Raw genomic sequence first — 16,042 nt, 5'->3', positions numbered from 1 at the left:
TGGTCTCCTGTGGTCTGCGGAGGCGAACTCCGGTGATGCGCGGAGGTGGTGAGGGTCCGTCAGGACGCGTCAGGACCTGACCCATTCGGCGGTGAAGTTGGTGTAGTAGCCGGAGCCGCCGAGGGTGTTGATGGTCTGGCCGGAGTTCTGCAGCCCGTAGAGGGCGAGCTTGTCGCCCACGGCGCACCGGATCAGGGCGGTGCCGCCGACCGAGGTCGCGCCGGGGCCGGCGCCGACCAGCCAGGTGGCGCGCGCGACGCCGTTGCCGTTGAGGTAGATCCGCGCGCCGCGCGATCCCACGGAGGGTTGCAGGAGCCAGGTGACGGACCCCGACACCCGCCACCAGCCGGCCCTCGGCACCGTGTAGGTGGTGGATCCCGACCAGCCGGCCGCGTCGTCCACATCGGTGGTCTGCAGGATCATCTGCGTCCACGTGTTGTGGACGACGGACTGCTCGCTGGACTGCGAGACGCTGAGCAGCAGGGTCGTGCGGCCCTCCGCGTAGATCCAGGCCGAGCCGTTCCAGCGCTGGAGGAGACCGGCGGAGTCCTCGCGGTACTGGCCGGGGTAGCCGCCGGTGGCGACGGTGCCCGAGGGGGCGATGCCGCCGACGGACTTCGGGTACGCCACCCACGCCGAGCCGTTCCAGCGCTGGAGCGGACCGGTGGGGTCCTCCTGGTACTGGCCGGCGTAACTGCCGGCGGTGAGGGTGCCGGCGGGCGGGATGCCGCCGACGCCCTTGGGGTACGCGACCCAGGCGGTGCCGTCCCAGCGCTCGAGGACGCCCGCGTTGTCCCGGTACTGGCCGGCGTACGCGCCGCTGAAGCCGGCGGCGGGGACGATGCCGCCCAGGGCGACCGTGGCGTAGCGCAGATTGGTGACGGCGGTGTCCCAGGCCAGTCCGCCGGAGCCGGCCGACGCCCCGGCGGGCACCAGGATCCGGTAGAGCGGCAGGGTGCTGCCGTCGGGCCCGACCGGCTGCTGCGGCGCGGCCGCGGGGGTGCCCTTGACCAGGCGGACGCGTGCCACGGTGTCCGCGGTGCCGTCGTAGGCGCTGTCCTGGACGACGAGTTCGACCAGGTCGATCCGCTGGTGCGTGGGGTCGCCGTCGTCGATCGTCAGGCTCTCGGGTTCGGTCACCGCCACGGGGTAGGTGCCCTGGCCGGTCCGGCCGCCCTGCACGAAGGCGCGGCCGGTGCCGATGGTGAACGTCATGCCCCCGGCGGCGCCGGTGAGCGCGAGGCCGCCGGGGACGACACCGCCGCGGGCCTTGAGCGGGATGTTCTCCGTGACCAGGGCGTTCGGGGTGAGGAGTCCCGACAGGGTGACCCGGGTGTCCTCCCGGGTCTGGCCGGTCTCCGTGAGCCAGGCGGCTCGTACGGTCATGGGGTCACCACTCCGCTTCTCGCCAGCGCACCGTCATCTGGGCGCCGCTGCCGTAGGTGTCGGGTCGGAAGGCCAGCTGGGCGCGGCCGGGGGCGAAGGCGAACAGTTCCTCGGGGCTGCTGTCGGCGGCCGCGGTGTGCCGGCGGGAGGCCGTGCCGTTGAGCGTCACCGTGCCGGCGGCGGTGTCGACGACGAGCTCGTCGCCCGAGGCCAGCGCGATCTCGTAGCGCAGCCGCTGCGCCGACGTCCGGTCGGTCACCGTCGGGTTGGCGCACGGGCCGGTGAAGGTGATCACCGGGTGGGTGGGCGCCGATCCGCCGTTGTCGGCGTTGACGTCTCCGGTGGAGGCCGCCTGTCCCCAGTACAGCGGCCAGGTCAGCGGCCAGGTCAGACCGCTCTCCGGCTGCGGGGCGCCGGTGACGGCCGTCTGCTCGGTGACCGAGTAGCGGCGCGGGTCGGTGGCGTACCACTGCACGGACGCCCGGGAGACGCCCTGCGTGGTGTACGTCCGGTCGGCGGCCAGGACCCGCTGGCTGACCCGGGCCCGTACGGCCAGCGTCTCGCCGTGCAGCCGCACCGCCAGCCAGCGTTCCGCGTCGCCGAGCAGCAGGGCCTGGCGAAGGGTGCGGGTGGCGGTGAGCGAGGAGGCGGTGTCGTCCTGCGCCGGGACGGTCCACACCGTGCCGCCGACCTTGCGCGGCTTGGCGTAGCGGGCGCCCGGCCAGGCGCCGTGGGCGGTGGGGTGGTCGGCGTCGGAGGAGTCGTACTCCGGCAGGTCCTCCCAGCCGCTGAGGCCGCCGCGGTCGATCTCGTACGGCGTGCCGGGGCCCATCAGCAGTCCGGCCCACTGCATCTGCCCGTCGCGGGTGATGAGTGAGCCGGGGGCCACGTCGTCGGTGTATGCGGTTGTCGTCATGTCGGCCATGGGGGCCGTCACCTCACTCTCATGTGCAGGCGTGGGCGGAGGCGAGGAAGAGCAGGTCTTCCGCGGTGCCGCGGGCGCCCGTACCCGCGCTCTCGTGGAACTCCTTTACTCGGTAAGGGAGTTGGTGCGCCGTCCGGTGGCTTCGCGCGAGCGCGCGCTGCCGGCCCAGAGCGGTCAGCGGCAGCACCCGGCCCGCCTGGCGGGACGCGCCCGGGACGGCGACACCGCCCTCGGCGAGCATCGGGATCTTGTCCAGGTGGATGCCGAACTTCTTGCCGAGGATCGAGAAGCTCAGGGAGTTGAGCCCGTCGACGACCCAGTTGGCGAAGGCGATGAGCCCGGTGATCGGCCCCTTGAGCACACCGGCGACGGTCTGCGCGCCGGTGGTCACGAACTGCCCCATCGCGCCCAGGGTGTGGGAGGTGGCCTCCTTGATCCGGGTGAACATCCGGGGGATGTCCTTGGTGATCCAGTCCAGCGCCGGCTTCACCGCGTCCTTGAACCCCCGCCAGATCGACGACACCTTGCCGCTGAGCGCGCGGGTGTCGCCGGTGGTGAGCGCCCTGAGCACGGCGAAGCCGGTACCGAGGAGCGTGCCGATGACCGTGAGCGCGGTGGTGATGACGGCCAGGTACCCGGTGACGTACGTGTTCACCGCGCTCGCGATGGCCTTGAGCAGCGGCGCCATGACGGCCAGATAGCCCTCGACGTACTTCAGCACGAGGGTGGCGAGCTGCTCCATCAGCCGTTGTCCGGTCTCGGAGTTCAGCGCCAGGTCCAGCAGCCAGCCGGCGACCGGCAGGAGCAGGCCGGTGACGAACCCGATGGGGTTGGCGCGGGTGAGGGCGTTGATGATGATCATCACACCGGAGCCGATGGTCATGGCGGTGCCGAAGGCGCCCATGAGGTCGCCGAGCACGCCGGAGGCCTCGATGAGCGCGCCGACGATCGCGAAGACCCCGCCGAGGGCGGACCTGACGGCGCCGAGTGACTTACCGGCGCCCTTGGCACGGGTGCCGGCCGACTTGATGCCGGAGGCGGCGGCGGTCGCGGTCTGGCCGGTCCTGGCGACGGAGAGACTCGCGGCGTCGGCGCCCGCCTTGAGCCGGCGTACGGCGGTGGCGCTCCGGGAGAAGGCTGAACGAACGCCGTCGACGGCGGTGGCCGCGCCCTTGATCCTGCCGACCAGGGAACGCATCGCGGTGGTGCTCTGTCCCAGCTGGGACCGGAAGGCACGGAGGGCCGGCGTCACTCCGGCGAACAGGTCGGCCGTTCCGCCTCCCCCGGACAGCGCGGCGGCACTCATCCGCGTGCCTTCGCCAGGAACATCAGGGCGTCGGCGGTCCGCTGCGGACTGCTGCTCTCGGCCGCGTAGTAGTGCTCGATGTGCAGCGCGCCGCCGGCCCCGGCCACGCCCGCGTACGCCGAACCCTGGGCGGCGGCTCGCTTCAGCAGCCGGTCGAGCTTGCTCAGCGGCAGGACGGCCTCCGCCTCACCCGCCTCGGCGAGGATCGCGGGGACACCGCCGGAGCGGGGCATGACGACACCGCCGGTGGCCAGCATCGGGATCCTCGGCAGGCTGACGCCGAAGGTCTTGCCGCCGACGCCCGGGACCCAGCCCGGGATCGACACCTTGATGCCGTTGAGGGCGCCGATCGCGCGGTTGATGATGCCGATGACCGCGTTGATCGGTCCCTTCACCGCGCTCTTGATGCCGTCGAAGGCTCGGCTCGCGATGCCCTTCAGGCCGCCCCAGATGCTGGACAGCTTGTCCTTGACGGCCTTGAAGGCGTTCGGGATCGCGGACTTGACCCAGCTGACGACCGGCGAGATGACGGCCTTGATCCCCTTCCAGACGCCGGACACGACCGTCTTGATCGCGTTCAGCGCGGTGGTGATGACCTTCTTCCAGATGGCCACGTAGGTCTTGATCACCGTCGCGACGGCCTTCACGACCGCCGAGATCGCCGTCTTGATGCCGGTCCAGACCGACTTGATCAGCTTGGCCGCGTTCTTCATGATCGGCCCGATGGCCTTCATGACGGTGCTGATCACGGACTTGATGACATCGAAGGCGGTCTTGAGGACCTTCTGCATCGTCTTCGACTTGGTCGCCATCTCGACGACCTTCTCGATGAGGGGGGCGAGCAGGTCCATGAGCATGCCGAAGAAGTTTCCCTTCATCGACTTGTTCATCTTGTCCTGGCCCTTGGCCGCCTTGCCCGCCCCGGACTCGTACTTACCGAGATTCGTGCCGGCGCTCGACCCGGTTTTCCCGGCCTTTCCGAGCGATGTCTCGGCCTGGTCGGAGGCGGTTTTGAGGTTCTTCAGCTGCTTGACCGTCTCCTGTGAGGCGGAGCGGAGCCTGCCGATATCGCCCTTGCCGCTCTGCGCCGCACGACTGAGACTTTGGGTCGCCGTCGCGACCCCGGAGGCCTGGGACTTGAGCTGCTGGAGTGAGTTTGCGGCCCGGCTTGCCGCTGAGGACAACGACATGTATGACTCCTTAGAAAGCCGCGGTGAGTTCCAGGAGCGCGCTCCGTAGAACCCTCACGTCGCTGGCGACACCGCGGACGACGGGCCTCGCCACGTCGATTCCTGCATCGGTCCGCATCCTGGGATTCGAGGTCATCCGCCTGCGCTCATCGTCCGCGGCCTGGCGGGCGGCATCGATCCGCTGCTTGAGCTTCTGAACCGTCTGCTCGGTCTCCTTGAGGTTGTCGATGTGGTGATAGTTGTCGTCGATGAGCTTGTCGCGCTTTTCCTTCTTCTCGCGGTCGGTCTTCTGGGTCTGTGATTCGATTTTTTTCTGTAGTTCGTCGATCTTCTTCTTCCAGGGGAATTCCCGGGTCGCGCCGAGGATCGTGATGCCCTTTTCGTCGACCTTGAAGATTGAGAGCCCGACGGTCAGGAGAGTGAGGCTGGCGGCGAGACCGGTGAGACCGTTCGTGTGTGCGGCGATGGAGTTGCTCATCCAGGCGAGGGACGTGGACATGCCGCTGTGGGTCGTCCGGAGCCCCTTGTAGGACTGCTGGAGCTTGGTGATGTCCGTGACTTGTTTGCCGAGCTTTGTGTTTATCCCGGCGATATCGGTAGTGTGCGTCCCGAGGGTGGTCCTTATCCCGGAGATGCTGGTTTCGGTGTCGGTCTTGAGATCTTTTAGAGCCTCGTCGACTTCTTTGAGATCTCGTCCCATGATTGCCTCCTGTGCTAGCGTTCCCGCATGCCTTCCGATGATGTGCGCGTTGTGCTTGCCGTCCCGACCAGTTGGAATTGGTATTTCGAGCCGGGTAAAAAATGTTCCATCGCCTGGTACGCGGAAAGAGCGCTGCGGATTGCCGATCATTTTCATCCGGGGCAAGGCGTGGATGTATTCCTCTACGGTGAACCCAAGGAACCGGAGGAGTCGGGGCAGCCGGATCGGTCGGACGCCGGCACCGAGGTGATCCGGACCCGGCTGGAGCGGAGCTCGCTGTCCGAGTGGATCGGTGACTGGGCGGTCAGGCCGAACATGGGGCGGGGGCTCTTCGAGGATCACGGCCCCGCCAGCAAGGTGGAGGAACGACTCGGCGTCGGGGACACGCCCTGGTATGGACGGCCGTTGCCGGCGGTGCGTGCGGTCGGTGAGTGGAACGCCGGGTACGAGGGCCCGACGCTCGTGATCTTCTGGCTGGACAGGATGACTCAGGCCGAAGAGATGGCGCGGTTCATCGGCCGGTACGACGCCTCACGCACCTTCTGGCAGTTCTTCGGGGATCCCGATGACGTCCACTACTCGTTCTGGACACGGCAGGGGCTCCATCAGGGCAAGGTGTTGCCCCAGCTCCGGTTCCACTTCGGCCTGCGATGGAGCAGGCGAGCCGTCCTCCGAGGGTTCTCGCGCTGGATGAAGAACGTCTGACCGCACGGGCCGGGCCTCGTGCGGGACCCGGCGAGCGGAGCGACGTGGGTCTGGGTGACGCGGGCTGCGGGCTACGAGCGGTGTCCGCCGCGCCCCCGCCCCGCCTCCGTCAGCGCGTCCGACCAGCCCGCCGCGTAGGCACGCGACTCCCGGGCGAGCAGTTCCTCGTACACCCGGTCGAGCACGGCCTCGCGGTCGGGAGCTGTGGTGTGCAGGAGGTGGGCGAGGCGGGTGTAGGTGTCGATCGGCTGCTTCGGGGAGTTGGTCGTGCCAGTCACCATGTCGGCCTGCTTTCCGGTCTGTCCGCTGGGCTGTGGTGCAGATGACGCTCCTGGGGTGTTCGAAGCGCCTGTTCGAACTAGTGTACGAGTAGTCCTGTGGTGCCGTTCCGTGTTTGCCGAGAACCCTCCGTGGTTCGCGGTCCGGACCTGCGGTGATGCAGGGTGCGCCGAAAGTCGTGCCAGGTTCGTGGAGTAGGATCCGGCCGTTCTCACGTCGGCAGGAAAGCGGTGAACAACGGCGCGCCGTAAGCGAACTGAGGGGCCGCCAGACGACGGAGGCACGGTGACGGGCGGCCGTCCTCACGCGGGGGGCGCGATGGGGCAGGGGATGAGGGCAGGGCCAGCGGGGTGGACGGTGACGCGAGTGACGCGCGGAATGATCATGTGATCGATTGGCTGGAACAGGCCCCCGATCTGCCCCATCTCATCGCCCGCGTGTCCGAGCTCGTTCTGCGCCTGGGCTACGACCCGGACGAGCTCGTCGTCCTTCCCCGCGCCGAACTCGACCGACGCGAGCTCGCCGCCTACAGCGCGGGCTGGGCCGACGTGGTCGCCGAGCAGCTCCCCACCATCCGGCTCGCGTACGAGGAACGGATCACCGCCGCCTACCTCCAGGGCCAGGAGGACGCCCGCACCGGCCGCCGCCCGCGCCGGGCCCGCCGGCCCGAGAGCGAGCGCGGTGAGCCGGGCGGAGAGCTGATCCAGCTGCCGTACGTCCACCTCCTGCGACCTCCCTCGGAGATGACGAGAGTGGAGGCGCGCGGCGAACGGGAACGGTCCGTGGCGGACGGGACGCCGGTGCCCGCCCCCGCCTCCACATCGGGACCGGCGGCCGAAGCCAACGTTGTCCAGGAGACACCGGACCGGGAGCAGGGCGGCGCAGGTGCCCCGGCAGGTTCCGCGGGCGGGATCCTGCTCTCCGCGCGCGAGGTGCGTGAGGGGCGCGAGAAGCGGTCGGCGTCGGGGTCGGAGCCGTCCACGACGTCGAAACGGCGGCCCGTCGTCCGGCGCAACGGGCGACCCAGCGTGCCCCCGCTGGCCCGGTCGGGCGAGGCGGGGGCCGGCCGGGACAAGGGACGGCGGCCGGAGCCGGTGGAGCGGACCGCGCAGGAAGCGCCGGAACGGGCCGCCGCCCGCGCGGAGAAGCGCCGCCGCCTCTCCGACAAGGCCCGGGCCCTCGCCGAGGACCTGGAGGGCCGGGCCGGCCGGCGCCGGAACGAAGAACCCGGCACACCGGGCGCCGGCTGAGCCCGGGCGGCCGCTCCCACGCGGGGGAGCGGTGGGCCGCCCTGCCGGTCAGGCGAAGAACCGTGCCAGTTGGACGGCGGACGGTGTCGCGTCGGCGGGGTCGTCGGCCTGGCCTCCGGGCCGGTCGCCCGGCTGCCGGACACCCGGTGGGGCCTGCGCCCCGGACCCGCCGACAGAGCCCGCGTCCCCGTCCGACTCCTCCGCCGTGTAGCTCGGCCGCGGCACCGGAGCCGGGGCGTCCGGCTGGTCGCCCTCCTCCGAGTTGACGCAGGCGAACATCCAGTTGGCGGCCGCCAGATGGTCCACGGCGGCGGCCAGCAGATGGTCGGTCACCGACCACTCGGCGGCCTCGCCGTGCAGTTCCCGGTTGAGCGCGCTGTCGCGCGGCAACTGCTTGACGAGCACCGCGAGCCGCCGCGCGGAGAGGCGCTCACGGTGCCAGTCGAGCAGGTCGATCCCGTAATAGCGGAGCAGGTCCGCTTCGAGTGCCTCGGCGTGTTCGTCGACGAACCCGACGAGGCTCAGCCTTCCCCCAGGCCGAGCCCGGTCTCCTTGCCGTAGGCCTCCAGGATGGCGGCGATGTCCTGCATGGTGATCTCGTGGCGCTCGAAGCGGGCGAACTGTTCCTTGCCCATGAGCAGTCCGAGCAGCCCGTCCACGTCGTTGTCGTCGAGCTCGCGCAGTGCCTTCGCGGTGGCGCGGGTCAGCTCCGTGGGCAGGGTGTAGCTCTCGTCGTCGAGCTCGAACGACCAGGTGCGGCCGAGGGCTTCGAGGCGCTGGGCGCGGGCGGCGTTGACGTCGAAACGGGCCATGGCGATGGGTGCTCCTTGGGTCGTGAAGCGTGCCGGGAAAGGAAGACGAAGAGGGAGAGGAAGAGGAACGGGTTCCGGGGCGGGGCGGGCGCGGAGCCCTCGCGGCGGGAAGCCGTCGTGGGCGGCGGCCTGCCCCGCCCCGGTGGGTCAGGACGCTGCGTACGCGGCGTCCTTCATCACGAAGCTGGCCAGCGCCGAACCGTCGGCGGCGGCCATCGCCGTGTAGGTGATGCCGAGCTGGGCCGGCGCCTTGCGGGCCAGCTTGATGTCGTCCGCCGCCGTGACCTGGCCGCGCGGGATGCCGAAGCGGTAGGTCACCGCGGTGCCGTCACTGGCGCGGACGTCGGTGAACTCCAGGCCGAGGGCGCGCACGTCGGCGTACGGACGGTCGGCGATCTCGTACTTGTAGACGCCTGTGGAGCCGGTGACGGCCTCCACCGCGCCGCCACCCATGAAGAGCGGCAGCGTGTCCTCGTTGAACTGCATCAGCGAGAACTTCAGGGTCAGGTCGCGGTCCGAGTACACGAAGTGCACCGGGCTGACGGCCTGCCAGACGTCGACCGGCTCCAGCTTGTCCTTCTTGCTGAAGGTGACGCCGTCGCCGGTGGTGAAGCCGAGGTTCTTCCAGCCCGTGGCCCAGTCGGTGGACGGGTCGGTGGAGAACGTCGTCGGAACCTTGGTGTCGGCGGCGCCGACGTAGAGGCGGCCGACGCCGGCGATGCGGATCTCGGAGGAGTTGGTTCCTGCCATGGGTGGGTCTCCTTGTGGAAGGGGTGCTGCGGGGTGCCGTTCCCGGCCGTTCCGGGTACGGCGAAGGCCCCGCCGTCTCGCGGATGCGAGGGCGGGGCCTTCGGTCTGTGGGGCGCGCGGTGTACGCGCGGGTCGCCCGTGCGGGCCTGTCAGTAGACGTCCAGGTACACCTTGAGCACGGTCACGTAGCGGTTGGCCGCGCGGTAGAGGTAGTCGGGCAGCCAGCGCGGGCCGTCCTGCTCCTCCACCTCGGTGATGAGGTTCGTGCCGTACCGATTCCCGGCCGCGGCCATCAGCGCGCGGCGGGCGGAGTTGGCCAGGACGTGTGCGGCCTGCTTGGTGGGGCCGTACACCTCCAGCTCGATCAGCGGCTGGTCGACGTGCAGTTCGCCGATCCACGCGCCGCCGCGCCGGTTGACGAGGACGGCGGCGGTCGTGCCGTCGAAGTTCGCGGGCGGTTCGACGGCGACGAGCGCCGTGGAGAGCGCCGAGTCGGCCTCCAGGATGTCGACGACCAGGGCCTCGACGTCGGGGAAGGCGCTCGGTGGGGTGGGTGTGGTCATGCCGGGTCACCTCGCCGGAAGAAGGGGAAGTCGCCGGGCGGGCGCCGCGCGGGGGCGGGGAGGGGGAGGCGCGCGGCGCCTCGGCCCGGCGTACGGCGGCGGGTGCGGCCCGCTGGGGGCTCGCGGTCACAGCTCCGCCGCTGCACCAACTGTGACAGACGAGCGTGCGCGCACGCAACTAAAACGGCGAGAGAGATGTGAGAGGAGAGGCGAGAGGGGGCGCCGAAAGAGATGTGAGGGGAGGGGTGGGGGGAGAGGCGGGGGGAGGTGGGGGTGGGAGTGCAGGCCGGGAAGGGGTGCCCGGGGTCCCTCGTCGACCGGAGCTCCCGTCGGCCCACGGGTGCTCGTCGACCGGAACCGGCACGGCAGGCGTGACCGGCGGTTTCGGTCCGGTCAGTCGGCGGCGGGTGCGACCGCAGCCGTCTCGACCAGGACCCGCCGGTCCTCACGCGCCGGCGTCACCTCGGTCCCGGCCTCACCCGGCAGGAACTGCTCCACCACCCTGACGAACATCTCGCGCCGGTCGGCGGGCACGCCCAGCAGGTCGGCGACCTCCTCCAGCGTGGGGCGGCGGCCGAACTCGCCACCGGGCGGGGGCGAGGCCAGGTGGTCGTGGGGGTCGGCCAGTTCCTCCGCGGTCAGCCGGCCGGAGCGGATGAGCATGTCGCGCACCGGCACGCCGAGCACGCGGGCGAGCCTGCGGGTGGTCTCGAGGTCCGGCATGCTCTGCCGCTGGAGCAGACGGGTCACCGCGGCGCGATGCACGCCGGCCTCGTCCGCGATCCTCGACTTGCCGCCGCCGCGTGGACTGTCGATGTCGTAGCCGCGCTCGCGCATGAGGTCTTCGACCCACGCGGCGAATGCGTCCAAGCCCTGGTTGGTCATGTCTTTCTCTCTTCCTTCGGGGGTGGGCAAGAGTTTAGCTTGCTTGCGCGCGCGGAATTACGTGCTCTCGAGCAAGCAATGAGGAAACTTTGTGCCGTTCGTGGAGATTCGGGGGACCCCGAGAGCCCCGCCCCGTCCGAATATCGTTGCGGGCGCGCACGCAATCTGTAAGTCTGGAAGACGTTCATCCAGTACGGCTCGTCACGAACCCAGGGGGGTCCCATGCCCATGCCCGAAACGAGTTCCTGCCCGCCGGCCCCCGGTTGGCAGTCCGCGGCCGCCTGCGCCGGGCTCTCCCCGCGGGTCGTCTTCTCCAAGAAGGCCAAGATCGCCGCCGCCGCGCTCCGGGCCTGCGCCGGCTGCCGCGTACGGAGGGCCTGCGAGGAGGCGGTGGCACCGGCCGACAACTGGTTCGACGGCGTCTGCGGCGGCCGTCTGTGGCGCTCCGGCCGCCCGGTCCCCGTACCCGCGCACCTTCTCCCCCCGGCCGCCGTCCTCGCCAACCTCCCGGCCCAGGGAGGCACCCGTGGCTGAATCCTGCGAGGGCCGCCCCACCGCCCAGGCCGCCCTCTGGATCGGCACCCTGCTCCAGCAGTTCCCCGAGCTCTCCACGGAACTGGTTCCCGGCCGCACCACCCCCGCCCACCGCCCCGCGGCGCCGCGGCCGCCCGCCGATCTCGGCGCCCGCCTGCGCGAGGAACGCGAGGAGCAACTGCTCCTTCAGCAGCGGCATGGCCTGGTGGCCCCCGGCCACGGAGCGGCCCCGCTGCGCCTGCACGTCTCCGACGCCATCCGCGACATCACCGACGGCGTGCTCGAACTGGAGGAGGCGGTACGCGACCGGCTGGGCCTGCCCCGCCCGCCCCGCGCCCCGGTCCCCGAACGACTGCGCCGCATCGCGTCCCTTCTCGACCGCGTGGCCGCCGACACCGTTCTGGCCGCCCATGTGCGCGACGAGACCCGCCGGATGGCCCGCCGCTGCGCCCGCGCGCTGGGCGACACCGAGACCGTCGTACGGGTCGCCGGCCGCTGCCCCTGGTGCGACTCCGTCTCGCTGCGGGCCTTCCCCGACCGCGCGGCCGTCCTCTGCGTCAACCCGGCCTGCCGCTGCCCGGAACCGGACTGCGGCTGCCACGACGACCCGGCCTACCGGCACACCTGGGACGAGGGGGAGTGGACGCCCGCATGAGCACCCCCGACCGACGCACCCGCGACCGGCGCACCCCCGACCGACCCATCCCCGACCGGCACGGTTCCGACCGAGGCGCCGCCGGGCAGCCGACCCTGATTCCCGGTCCTCTCGCGGCCCGGGAGGTCGGTGTGGCCCCCGCCACCATCCGCAAGTGGGTCCAGCTGGGGCACCTGGCGCCGGCCGGCAAGGCGGGACGGGCCCAGCTCTTCCGGCTGGAGGACGTGTTCGCCGCCGAACGCGCCACCCGCCGCACCCGGTGACCTCGGCCCCTGCGCGCATCCCGGTCACCGCGGGGCTCGCCGCACCCGGTCCACGGAAGGCGCAACGCGCCCGGACTTGCTACGGAATGCCCAACTCGAAGATCACGTAGTGCGCGTACCACCCCGACGCGAGGGCCGCCGTCACGAAGAACACGGCCAGGCTCGGCCACTTCAGGCGGCTCAGGGCCGCCGCCGGGGCCAGCAGCAGCGGGAAGACCGGCAGCAGGTAACGGCCCGTGTTGCCGAACATCTGCTGAGTGCCCAGCACGGTGATCACGCTCGCCAGGGTGTACGCGACCAGCACCAGCGGCGGCTTCTTGCGGAGCATCAGCGCGATCAGGAAGGGCAGCGCGAGTACCAGCTGGACACCGAGGAGGTCGGGGACCGAGAAGGCGAACAGGTAGTCGTGGCGCCCGATCGCCGTGTTGCCCAGCACGTCGAGGGTGTAGGAGCCGAAGTCGAAGTAGTGCGCCCACCCCTCGCGCTGGAGCGTGAAGTACGCGGTGAGGTCGCCCATGCTGAGGCCCACCCAGGTGATGTAGGTGAGCAGGCCGAGCGGCGCGGCGAACATCGCGTACAGGGGCCCCGAGATCCCGTGCTCGCGCCTGCTCTCCCGCCGGGCCAGGGTCACGATCGCGGCGAGCCCGACCGCGCCGATGAGCGCGGCGGAGGTCGGCCGGTTGAGCCCGGCCACGAAGGCGAGCAGCCCCGCCGCGACCCACCGCCGCTTCATCACGCAGTAGCAGCACCAGGAGGCGATGGCGACGAAGACCGACTCCGAGTAGAGCGCCCACTCCACGCCCGCGCCGGGTGCCACCGCCCACAGTCCGGCGGCGATCGTGCCCGCCCGTACTCCGGCGAGCGTCGAGACCACGGCGTAGATGCCGGCGGCGGCGACGAAGGAGGCGAGGACGGAGACCAGGATGCCGGAGCCGTACAACCCCAGCCCGGTGATCTCGGAGACGCCCCGGATCAGGCCCGGGTAGAGCGGGAAGAAGGCGACCGAGTTCTGCTTGACGGTGAACAGTCCGCCCGGGGCGAGCTGCTCCAGCGGGCGGGGGTCGTACCCCTTCTCGGCGACCTGGAGGTACCACCAGCCGTCCCAGGTGGCGAGGACGTCCCACCAGTGGGCGCCGCCGCCGAAGCGCGGGTTCTTCTTCTGGTATTCGTCGGCCGACTCCAGGAGCCAGGCGAACACGGTCAGGCCCACCAGCTTTGTGACACCGTAGAGGAGCAGCGGAGCGAGGTACGGTCGTACACCGTCCGGCAGGGTGAGGCGGCGCAGTCTCCGCGAGCGCTCCGGTGGCCCGTCGGGCACGGCGGAGTCCGCCGCCGTGTCGCTGGAAGCCGTGCTCATCGCTGGGGTCCCCCCTCGGCCGATCGCCGGACACCCAGGGGCGGCACCGCTGTCCGGATGATCGTGAAGTGTGGTCATAAGAGTGCGGTCATAAGATCGCAACAGAGTCGCACATGTGCGCCACAGGTTGGGGGAGGACGGGTGACCGAAGCGCCGAACACCACGGCCACGGCGACCGTCTTGTCGGTCGTCATACCCATGTACAACGAGGAAGAGGTCCTTCCCGCGCTGGTCAGCCGGTTGCGCCCGGTCCTCGCGGACCTCGGCGTCGGCTACGAGGTGGTCGCGGTCGACGACGGCAGTACCGACCGCACGGCCCAGCTGCTGGCCGCCTTCCGGCTGGGCTGGCCGGAACTGCGGGTCATCGGCCTGCGCCGCAACTCGGGCCACCAGGCCGCCCTCACCGCGGGCCTGGACCGGGCACACGGCGCGTACGTCGTCAGCATCGACGCCGACCTCCAGGATCCGCCCGAGAAGATCCCCGAGATGCTCACGCTGGCCCGCGCCGAGGGCCTCGACATCGTCTACGGCATCCGCGCCGACCGGGCCAGCGACACCGGCTTCAAGCGGTGGACGGCGGGCCTGTACTACCGGCTGGTCCGCCGCCTCGCCGGACCGTCGGTGCCGGCCCAGGCCGGTGACTTCCGGCTGCTGAGCCGGGCCGCCGTGGACGCCCTGAAGGCGCTGCCGGACCAGCAGCGGGTCTACCGCCTGCTCGTGCCCTGGCTGGGCTTTCCCAGCGGCGAGGTCCGCTACGAGCGCGCCCCGCGGCCCGCGGGCCAGAGCAAGTACCCCCTCGGCCGGATGATCCGGCTGGCCGTCGACAGCGTCACGGGCTTCTCGGCGGCGCCCCTGCGCATCGCCACCTGGCTGGGCGGTTTCGCGTTCCTGGTCTGCCTGGGCCTGATGGTCTACACCCTGAGCGCCCACGCCTTCCAGCACACGGTCCCCGGCTGGACGTCCCTCTTCATCGGCGTGCTGTTCATCGGTGCGGTCCAGCTGATCTGCGTGGGCCTGCTCGGCGAGTACGTCGGCCGTATCTACACGGCCGTGCAGAACCGTCCGACGTACTTCATCGGTCACGACACGGCGGCGGACGCGGTGACGGAGCCCGTGACACGTCCGGTGGCGGATGCAGGTGAGCTCCCAGGGGCGGATGCAGGTGAGCTCCCAGGGGCGGATCCGGCAGCGCGTGCAGGGTCGGATCCGGTGGAGCGCCCGGGGTCGGATCCGGTGGAGCGGCCGTACCGGGCCGGCGATCCGTCCGTGCCCTCGCCGGCGTCACCTCGGGGAGGTCCCGCGGACGCCGCGGCCCCGGTATCACAGGGGCCGGGACGGCGCTCCTGAACCTCCGGCGTGTCGGCGGCGCGGCTTCTGTTTTGACCGGAGTGAATGCGCTAGGTACGCTCAGACCTTGTGCCTGGGGTGTGCCCTGGCCCTCGTGCGTGTCTTCAACCGCACACGGGGCCCAGCTAGCGGCCACCGTGATCTGTGCCTCTTCCTGCCTCACGGCGGAGGTTCGCCGGATCCGACACACCCGACCGCGTGGGTCGGAGAGTTCCAGGTTAGCTTCACCATTCGGCACACAGAAACCGGAGAAGTAGTGCCTACGATCCAGCAGCTGGTCCGGAAGGGCCGGCAGGACAAGGTCGAGAAGAACAAGACGCCCGCACTCGAGGGTTCGCCCCAGCGTCGCGGCGTCTGCACGCGTGTGTTCACGACCACCCCGAAGAAGCCGAACTCGGCCCTGCGTAAGGTCGCGCGTGTGCGTCTGACCAGCGGTATCGAGGTCACTGCTTACATTCCGGGTGAGGGACACAACCTGCAGGAGCACTCCATCGTGCTCGTGCGTGGTGGCCGTGTGAAGGACCTGCCCGGTGTTCGCTACAAGATCATCCGCGGTTCGCTTGACACCCAGGGTGTCAAGAACCGCAAGCAGGCCCGAAGCCGCTACGGCGCCAAGAAGGAGAAGTAAGAAATGCCTCGTAAGGGCCCTGCCCCGAAGCGCCCGGTCATCATCGACCCGGTCTACGGTTCTCCTCTTGTCACGTCGCTCATCAACAAGGTGCTGCTGAACGGCAAGCGCTCCACCGCCGAGCGCATCGTCTACGGCGCCATGGAGGGCCTGCGCGAGAAGACCGGCAACGACCCGGTCATCACGCTGAAGCGCGCTCTCGAGAACATCAAGCCGACCATCGAGGTCAAGTCCCGCCGTGTCGGTGGCGCGACCTACCAGGTCCCGATCGAGGTCAAGCCGGGTCGCGCGAGCACCCTGGCGCTGCGCTGGCTCGTCGGTTACTCCCGCGCCCGCCGCGAGAAGACCATGACCGAGCGCCTCCTCAACGAGCTTCTCGACGCGTCCAACGGCCTCGGCGCCGCTGTGAAGAAGCGCGAGGACACCCACAAGATGGCCGAGTCCAACAAGGCCTTCGCGCACTACCGCTGGTAGTCGCTACCCACATCGAGACCGAGAGAAGACGAA

At 70.6% G+C, this 16,042-nt stretch carries 20 protein-coding genes; 8 read left to right on the top strand and 12 right to left on the bottom strand.

Features of this window, described 5'->3' with window-relative positions; all coding sequences use genetic code 11:
• Positions 1-69: 69 nt before the first annotated feature.
• The 5 genes from OG440_RS14765 to OG440_RS14745 are packed head-to-tail and all read right to left on the bottom strand — an operon-like array spanning position 70 to position 5,507.
• Entirely contained in the window at positions 70-1,386 is a 1,317-nt protein-coding gene (locus tag OG440_RS14765; protein WP_406007291.1) for a hypothetical protein, read from the bottom strand.
• A gap of 4 nt (positions 1,387-1,390) precedes the next feature.
• A complete protein-coding gene (locus tag OG440_RS14760; RefSeq protein WP_406007290.1) occupies positions 1,391-2,311 on the bottom strand; it encodes a phage distal tail protein in 921 nt (306 codons plus the stop codon).
• A 19-nt stretch (positions 2,312-2,330) separates the two neighbouring features.
• Positions 2,331-3,617 carry a tape-measure protein gene (locus tag OG440_RS14755; RefSeq protein ID WP_406007289.1) on the bottom strand — a complete coding sequence of 429 codons (1,287 nt, stop codon included), beginning with the start codon at positions 3,615-3,617 and terminating at the stop codon, positions 2,331-2,333.
• Positions 3,614-4,807 (bottom strand): phage tail protein, encoded by a 1,194-nt coding sequence (locus OG440_RS14750; RefSeq protein WP_406007288.1) that lies wholly within the window; start codon positions 4,805-4,807, stop codon positions 3,614-3,616. Before OG440_RS14750 ends, OG440_RS14755 begins: the two co-directional genes overlap by 4 nt.
• A gap of 10 nt (positions 4,808-4,817) precedes the next feature.
• A complete protein-coding gene (locus OG440_RS14745) occupies positions 4,818-5,507 on the bottom strand; it encodes a hypothetical protein (RefSeq protein WP_406007287.1) in 690 nt (229 codons plus the stop codon).
• A gap of 27 nt (positions 5,508-5,534) precedes the next feature.
• On the opposite strand from OG440_RS14745, the gene OG440_RS14740 reads away from it, so the two are divergent.
• The gene (locus tag OG440_RS14740) at positions 5,535-6,212 is read left to right on the top strand and encodes a hypothetical protein (RefSeq protein ID WP_406007286.1); all 678 of its coding nucleotides are present in this window, start codon (positions 5,535-5,537) and stop codon (positions 6,210-6,212) included.
• 71 nt (positions 6,213-6,283) lie between these two features.
• On the opposite strand, the gene OG440_RS14735 is transcribed toward OG440_RS14740, so the two are convergent.
• A complete protein-coding gene (locus OG440_RS14735) occupies positions 6,284-6,493 on the bottom strand; it encodes a hypothetical protein (protein WP_406007285.1) in 210 nt (69 codons plus the stop codon).
• Between the two features lie 384 nt (positions 6,494-6,877).
• On the opposite strand from OG440_RS14735, the gene OG440_RS14730 reads away from it, so the two are divergent.
• On the top strand, positions 6,878-7,741 hold the full coding sequence (locus OG440_RS14730; RefSeq protein ID WP_406007284.1) for a hypothetical protein: 864 nt from the start codon (positions 6,878-6,880) through the stop codon (positions 7,739-7,741).
• A gap of 48 nt (positions 7,742-7,789) precedes the next feature.
• On the opposite strand, the gene OG440_RS14725 is transcribed toward OG440_RS14730, so the two are convergent.
• The 5 genes from OG440_RS14725 to OG440_RS14705 all read right to left on the bottom strand — a co-directional run bounded on the left by OG440_RS14725 (position 7,790) and on the right by OG440_RS14705 (position 10,751).
• Positions 7,790-8,146: a hypothetical protein gene (locus tag OG440_RS14725; protein ID WP_406007283.1), complete on the bottom strand. Its 357-nt coding sequence runs from the start codon at positions 8,144-8,146 to the stop codon at positions 7,790-7,792.
• Between the two features lie 116 nt (positions 8,147-8,262).
• Positions 8,263-8,553 carry a hypothetical protein gene (locus OG440_RS14720; protein ID WP_406007282.1) on the bottom strand — a complete coding sequence of 97 codons (291 nt, stop codon included), beginning with the start codon at positions 8,551-8,553 and terminating at the stop codon, positions 8,263-8,265.
• Positions 8,554-8,700: 147 nt separating this feature from the next.
• Positions 8,701-9,303 carry a phage tail protein gene (locus OG440_RS14715; RefSeq protein ID WP_406007281.1) on the bottom strand — a complete coding sequence of 201 codons (603 nt, stop codon included), beginning with the start codon at positions 9,301-9,303 and terminating at the stop codon, positions 8,701-8,703.
• Positions 9,304-9,452: 149 nt separating this feature from the next.
• On the bottom strand, positions 9,453-9,866 hold the full coding sequence (locus OG440_RS14710) for a hypothetical protein (RefSeq protein WP_406007280.1): 414 nt from the start codon (positions 9,864-9,866) through the stop codon (positions 9,453-9,455).
• 393 nt (positions 9,867-10,259) lie between these two features.
• Positions 10,260-10,751, bottom strand: a complete 492-nt coding sequence (locus OG440_RS14705) for a helix-turn-helix domain-containing protein (protein WP_406007279.1) — start codon at positions 10,749-10,751, stop codon at positions 10,260-10,262.
• A gap of 222 nt (positions 10,752-10,973) precedes the next feature.
• Between OG440_RS14705 and OG440_RS14700 the strand changes: the two genes are divergently transcribed.
• From OG440_RS14700 to OG440_RS14690, 3 genes are read left to right on the top strand one after another with little or no spacing between them, the layout of a single operon-like run.
• Positions 10,974-11,285, top strand: coding sequence for a WhiB family transcriptional regulator (locus OG440_RS14700; RefSeq protein WP_406007278.1), 312 nt, complete (start codon positions 10,974-10,976; stop codon positions 11,283-11,285).
• A complete protein-coding gene (locus OG440_RS14695; RefSeq protein WP_406007277.1) occupies positions 11,278-11,940 on the top strand; it encodes a hypothetical protein in 663 nt (220 codons plus the stop codon). Before OG440_RS14700 ends, OG440_RS14695 begins: the two co-directional genes overlap by 8 nt.
• Positions 11,941-11,987: 47 nt before the next feature.
• Positions 11,988-12,203 carry a hypothetical protein gene (locus OG440_RS14690; RefSeq protein WP_406011358.1) on the top strand — a complete coding sequence of 72 codons (216 nt, stop codon included), beginning with the start codon at positions 11,988-11,990 and terminating at the stop codon, positions 12,201-12,203.
• 79 nt (positions 12,204-12,282) lie between these two features.
• Here OG440_RS14690 and OG440_RS14685 read toward each other — a convergent pair whose 3' ends face one another.
• Positions 12,283-13,560: a hypothetical protein gene (locus tag OG440_RS14685; protein WP_406007276.1), complete on the bottom strand. Its 1,278-nt coding sequence runs from the start codon at positions 13,558-13,560 to the stop codon at positions 12,283-12,285.
• Positions 13,561-13,701: 141 nt separating this feature from the next.
• Between OG440_RS14685 and OG440_RS14680 the strand changes: the two genes are divergently transcribed.
• The 3 genes from OG440_RS14680 to rpsG all read left to right on the top strand — a co-directional run bounded on the left by OG440_RS14680 (position 13,702) and on the right by rpsG (position 16,009).
• Positions 13,702-14,907 carry a glycosyltransferase family 2 protein gene (locus OG440_RS14680; protein WP_406007275.1) on the top strand — a complete coding sequence of 402 codons (1,206 nt, stop codon included), beginning with the start codon at positions 13,702-13,704 and terminating at the stop codon, positions 14,905-14,907.
• Between the two features lie 256 nt (positions 14,908-15,163).
• Positions 15,164-15,535 (top strand): 30S ribosomal protein S12, encoded by a 372-nt coding sequence (gene rpsL / locus OG440_RS14675; protein ID WP_003948652.1) that lies wholly within the window; start codon positions 15,164-15,166, stop codon positions 15,533-15,535.
• A gap of 3 nt (positions 15,536-15,538) precedes the next feature.
• Positions 15,539-16,009 (top strand): 30S ribosomal protein S7, encoded by a 471-nt coding sequence (rpsG, locus tag OG440_RS14670; RefSeq protein WP_020132641.1) that lies wholly within the window; start codon positions 15,539-15,541, stop codon positions 16,007-16,009.
• Positions 16,010-16,042 lie beyond the last annotated feature (33 nt).

Source organism: Streptomyces sp. NBC_00637 (genome assembly GCF_045161545.1).
Lineage (GTDB): Bacteria > Actinomycetota > Actinomycetes > Streptomycetales > Streptomycetaceae > Streptomyces.
This window is presented reverse-complemented; position numbering and strand designations above follow the sequence as displayed.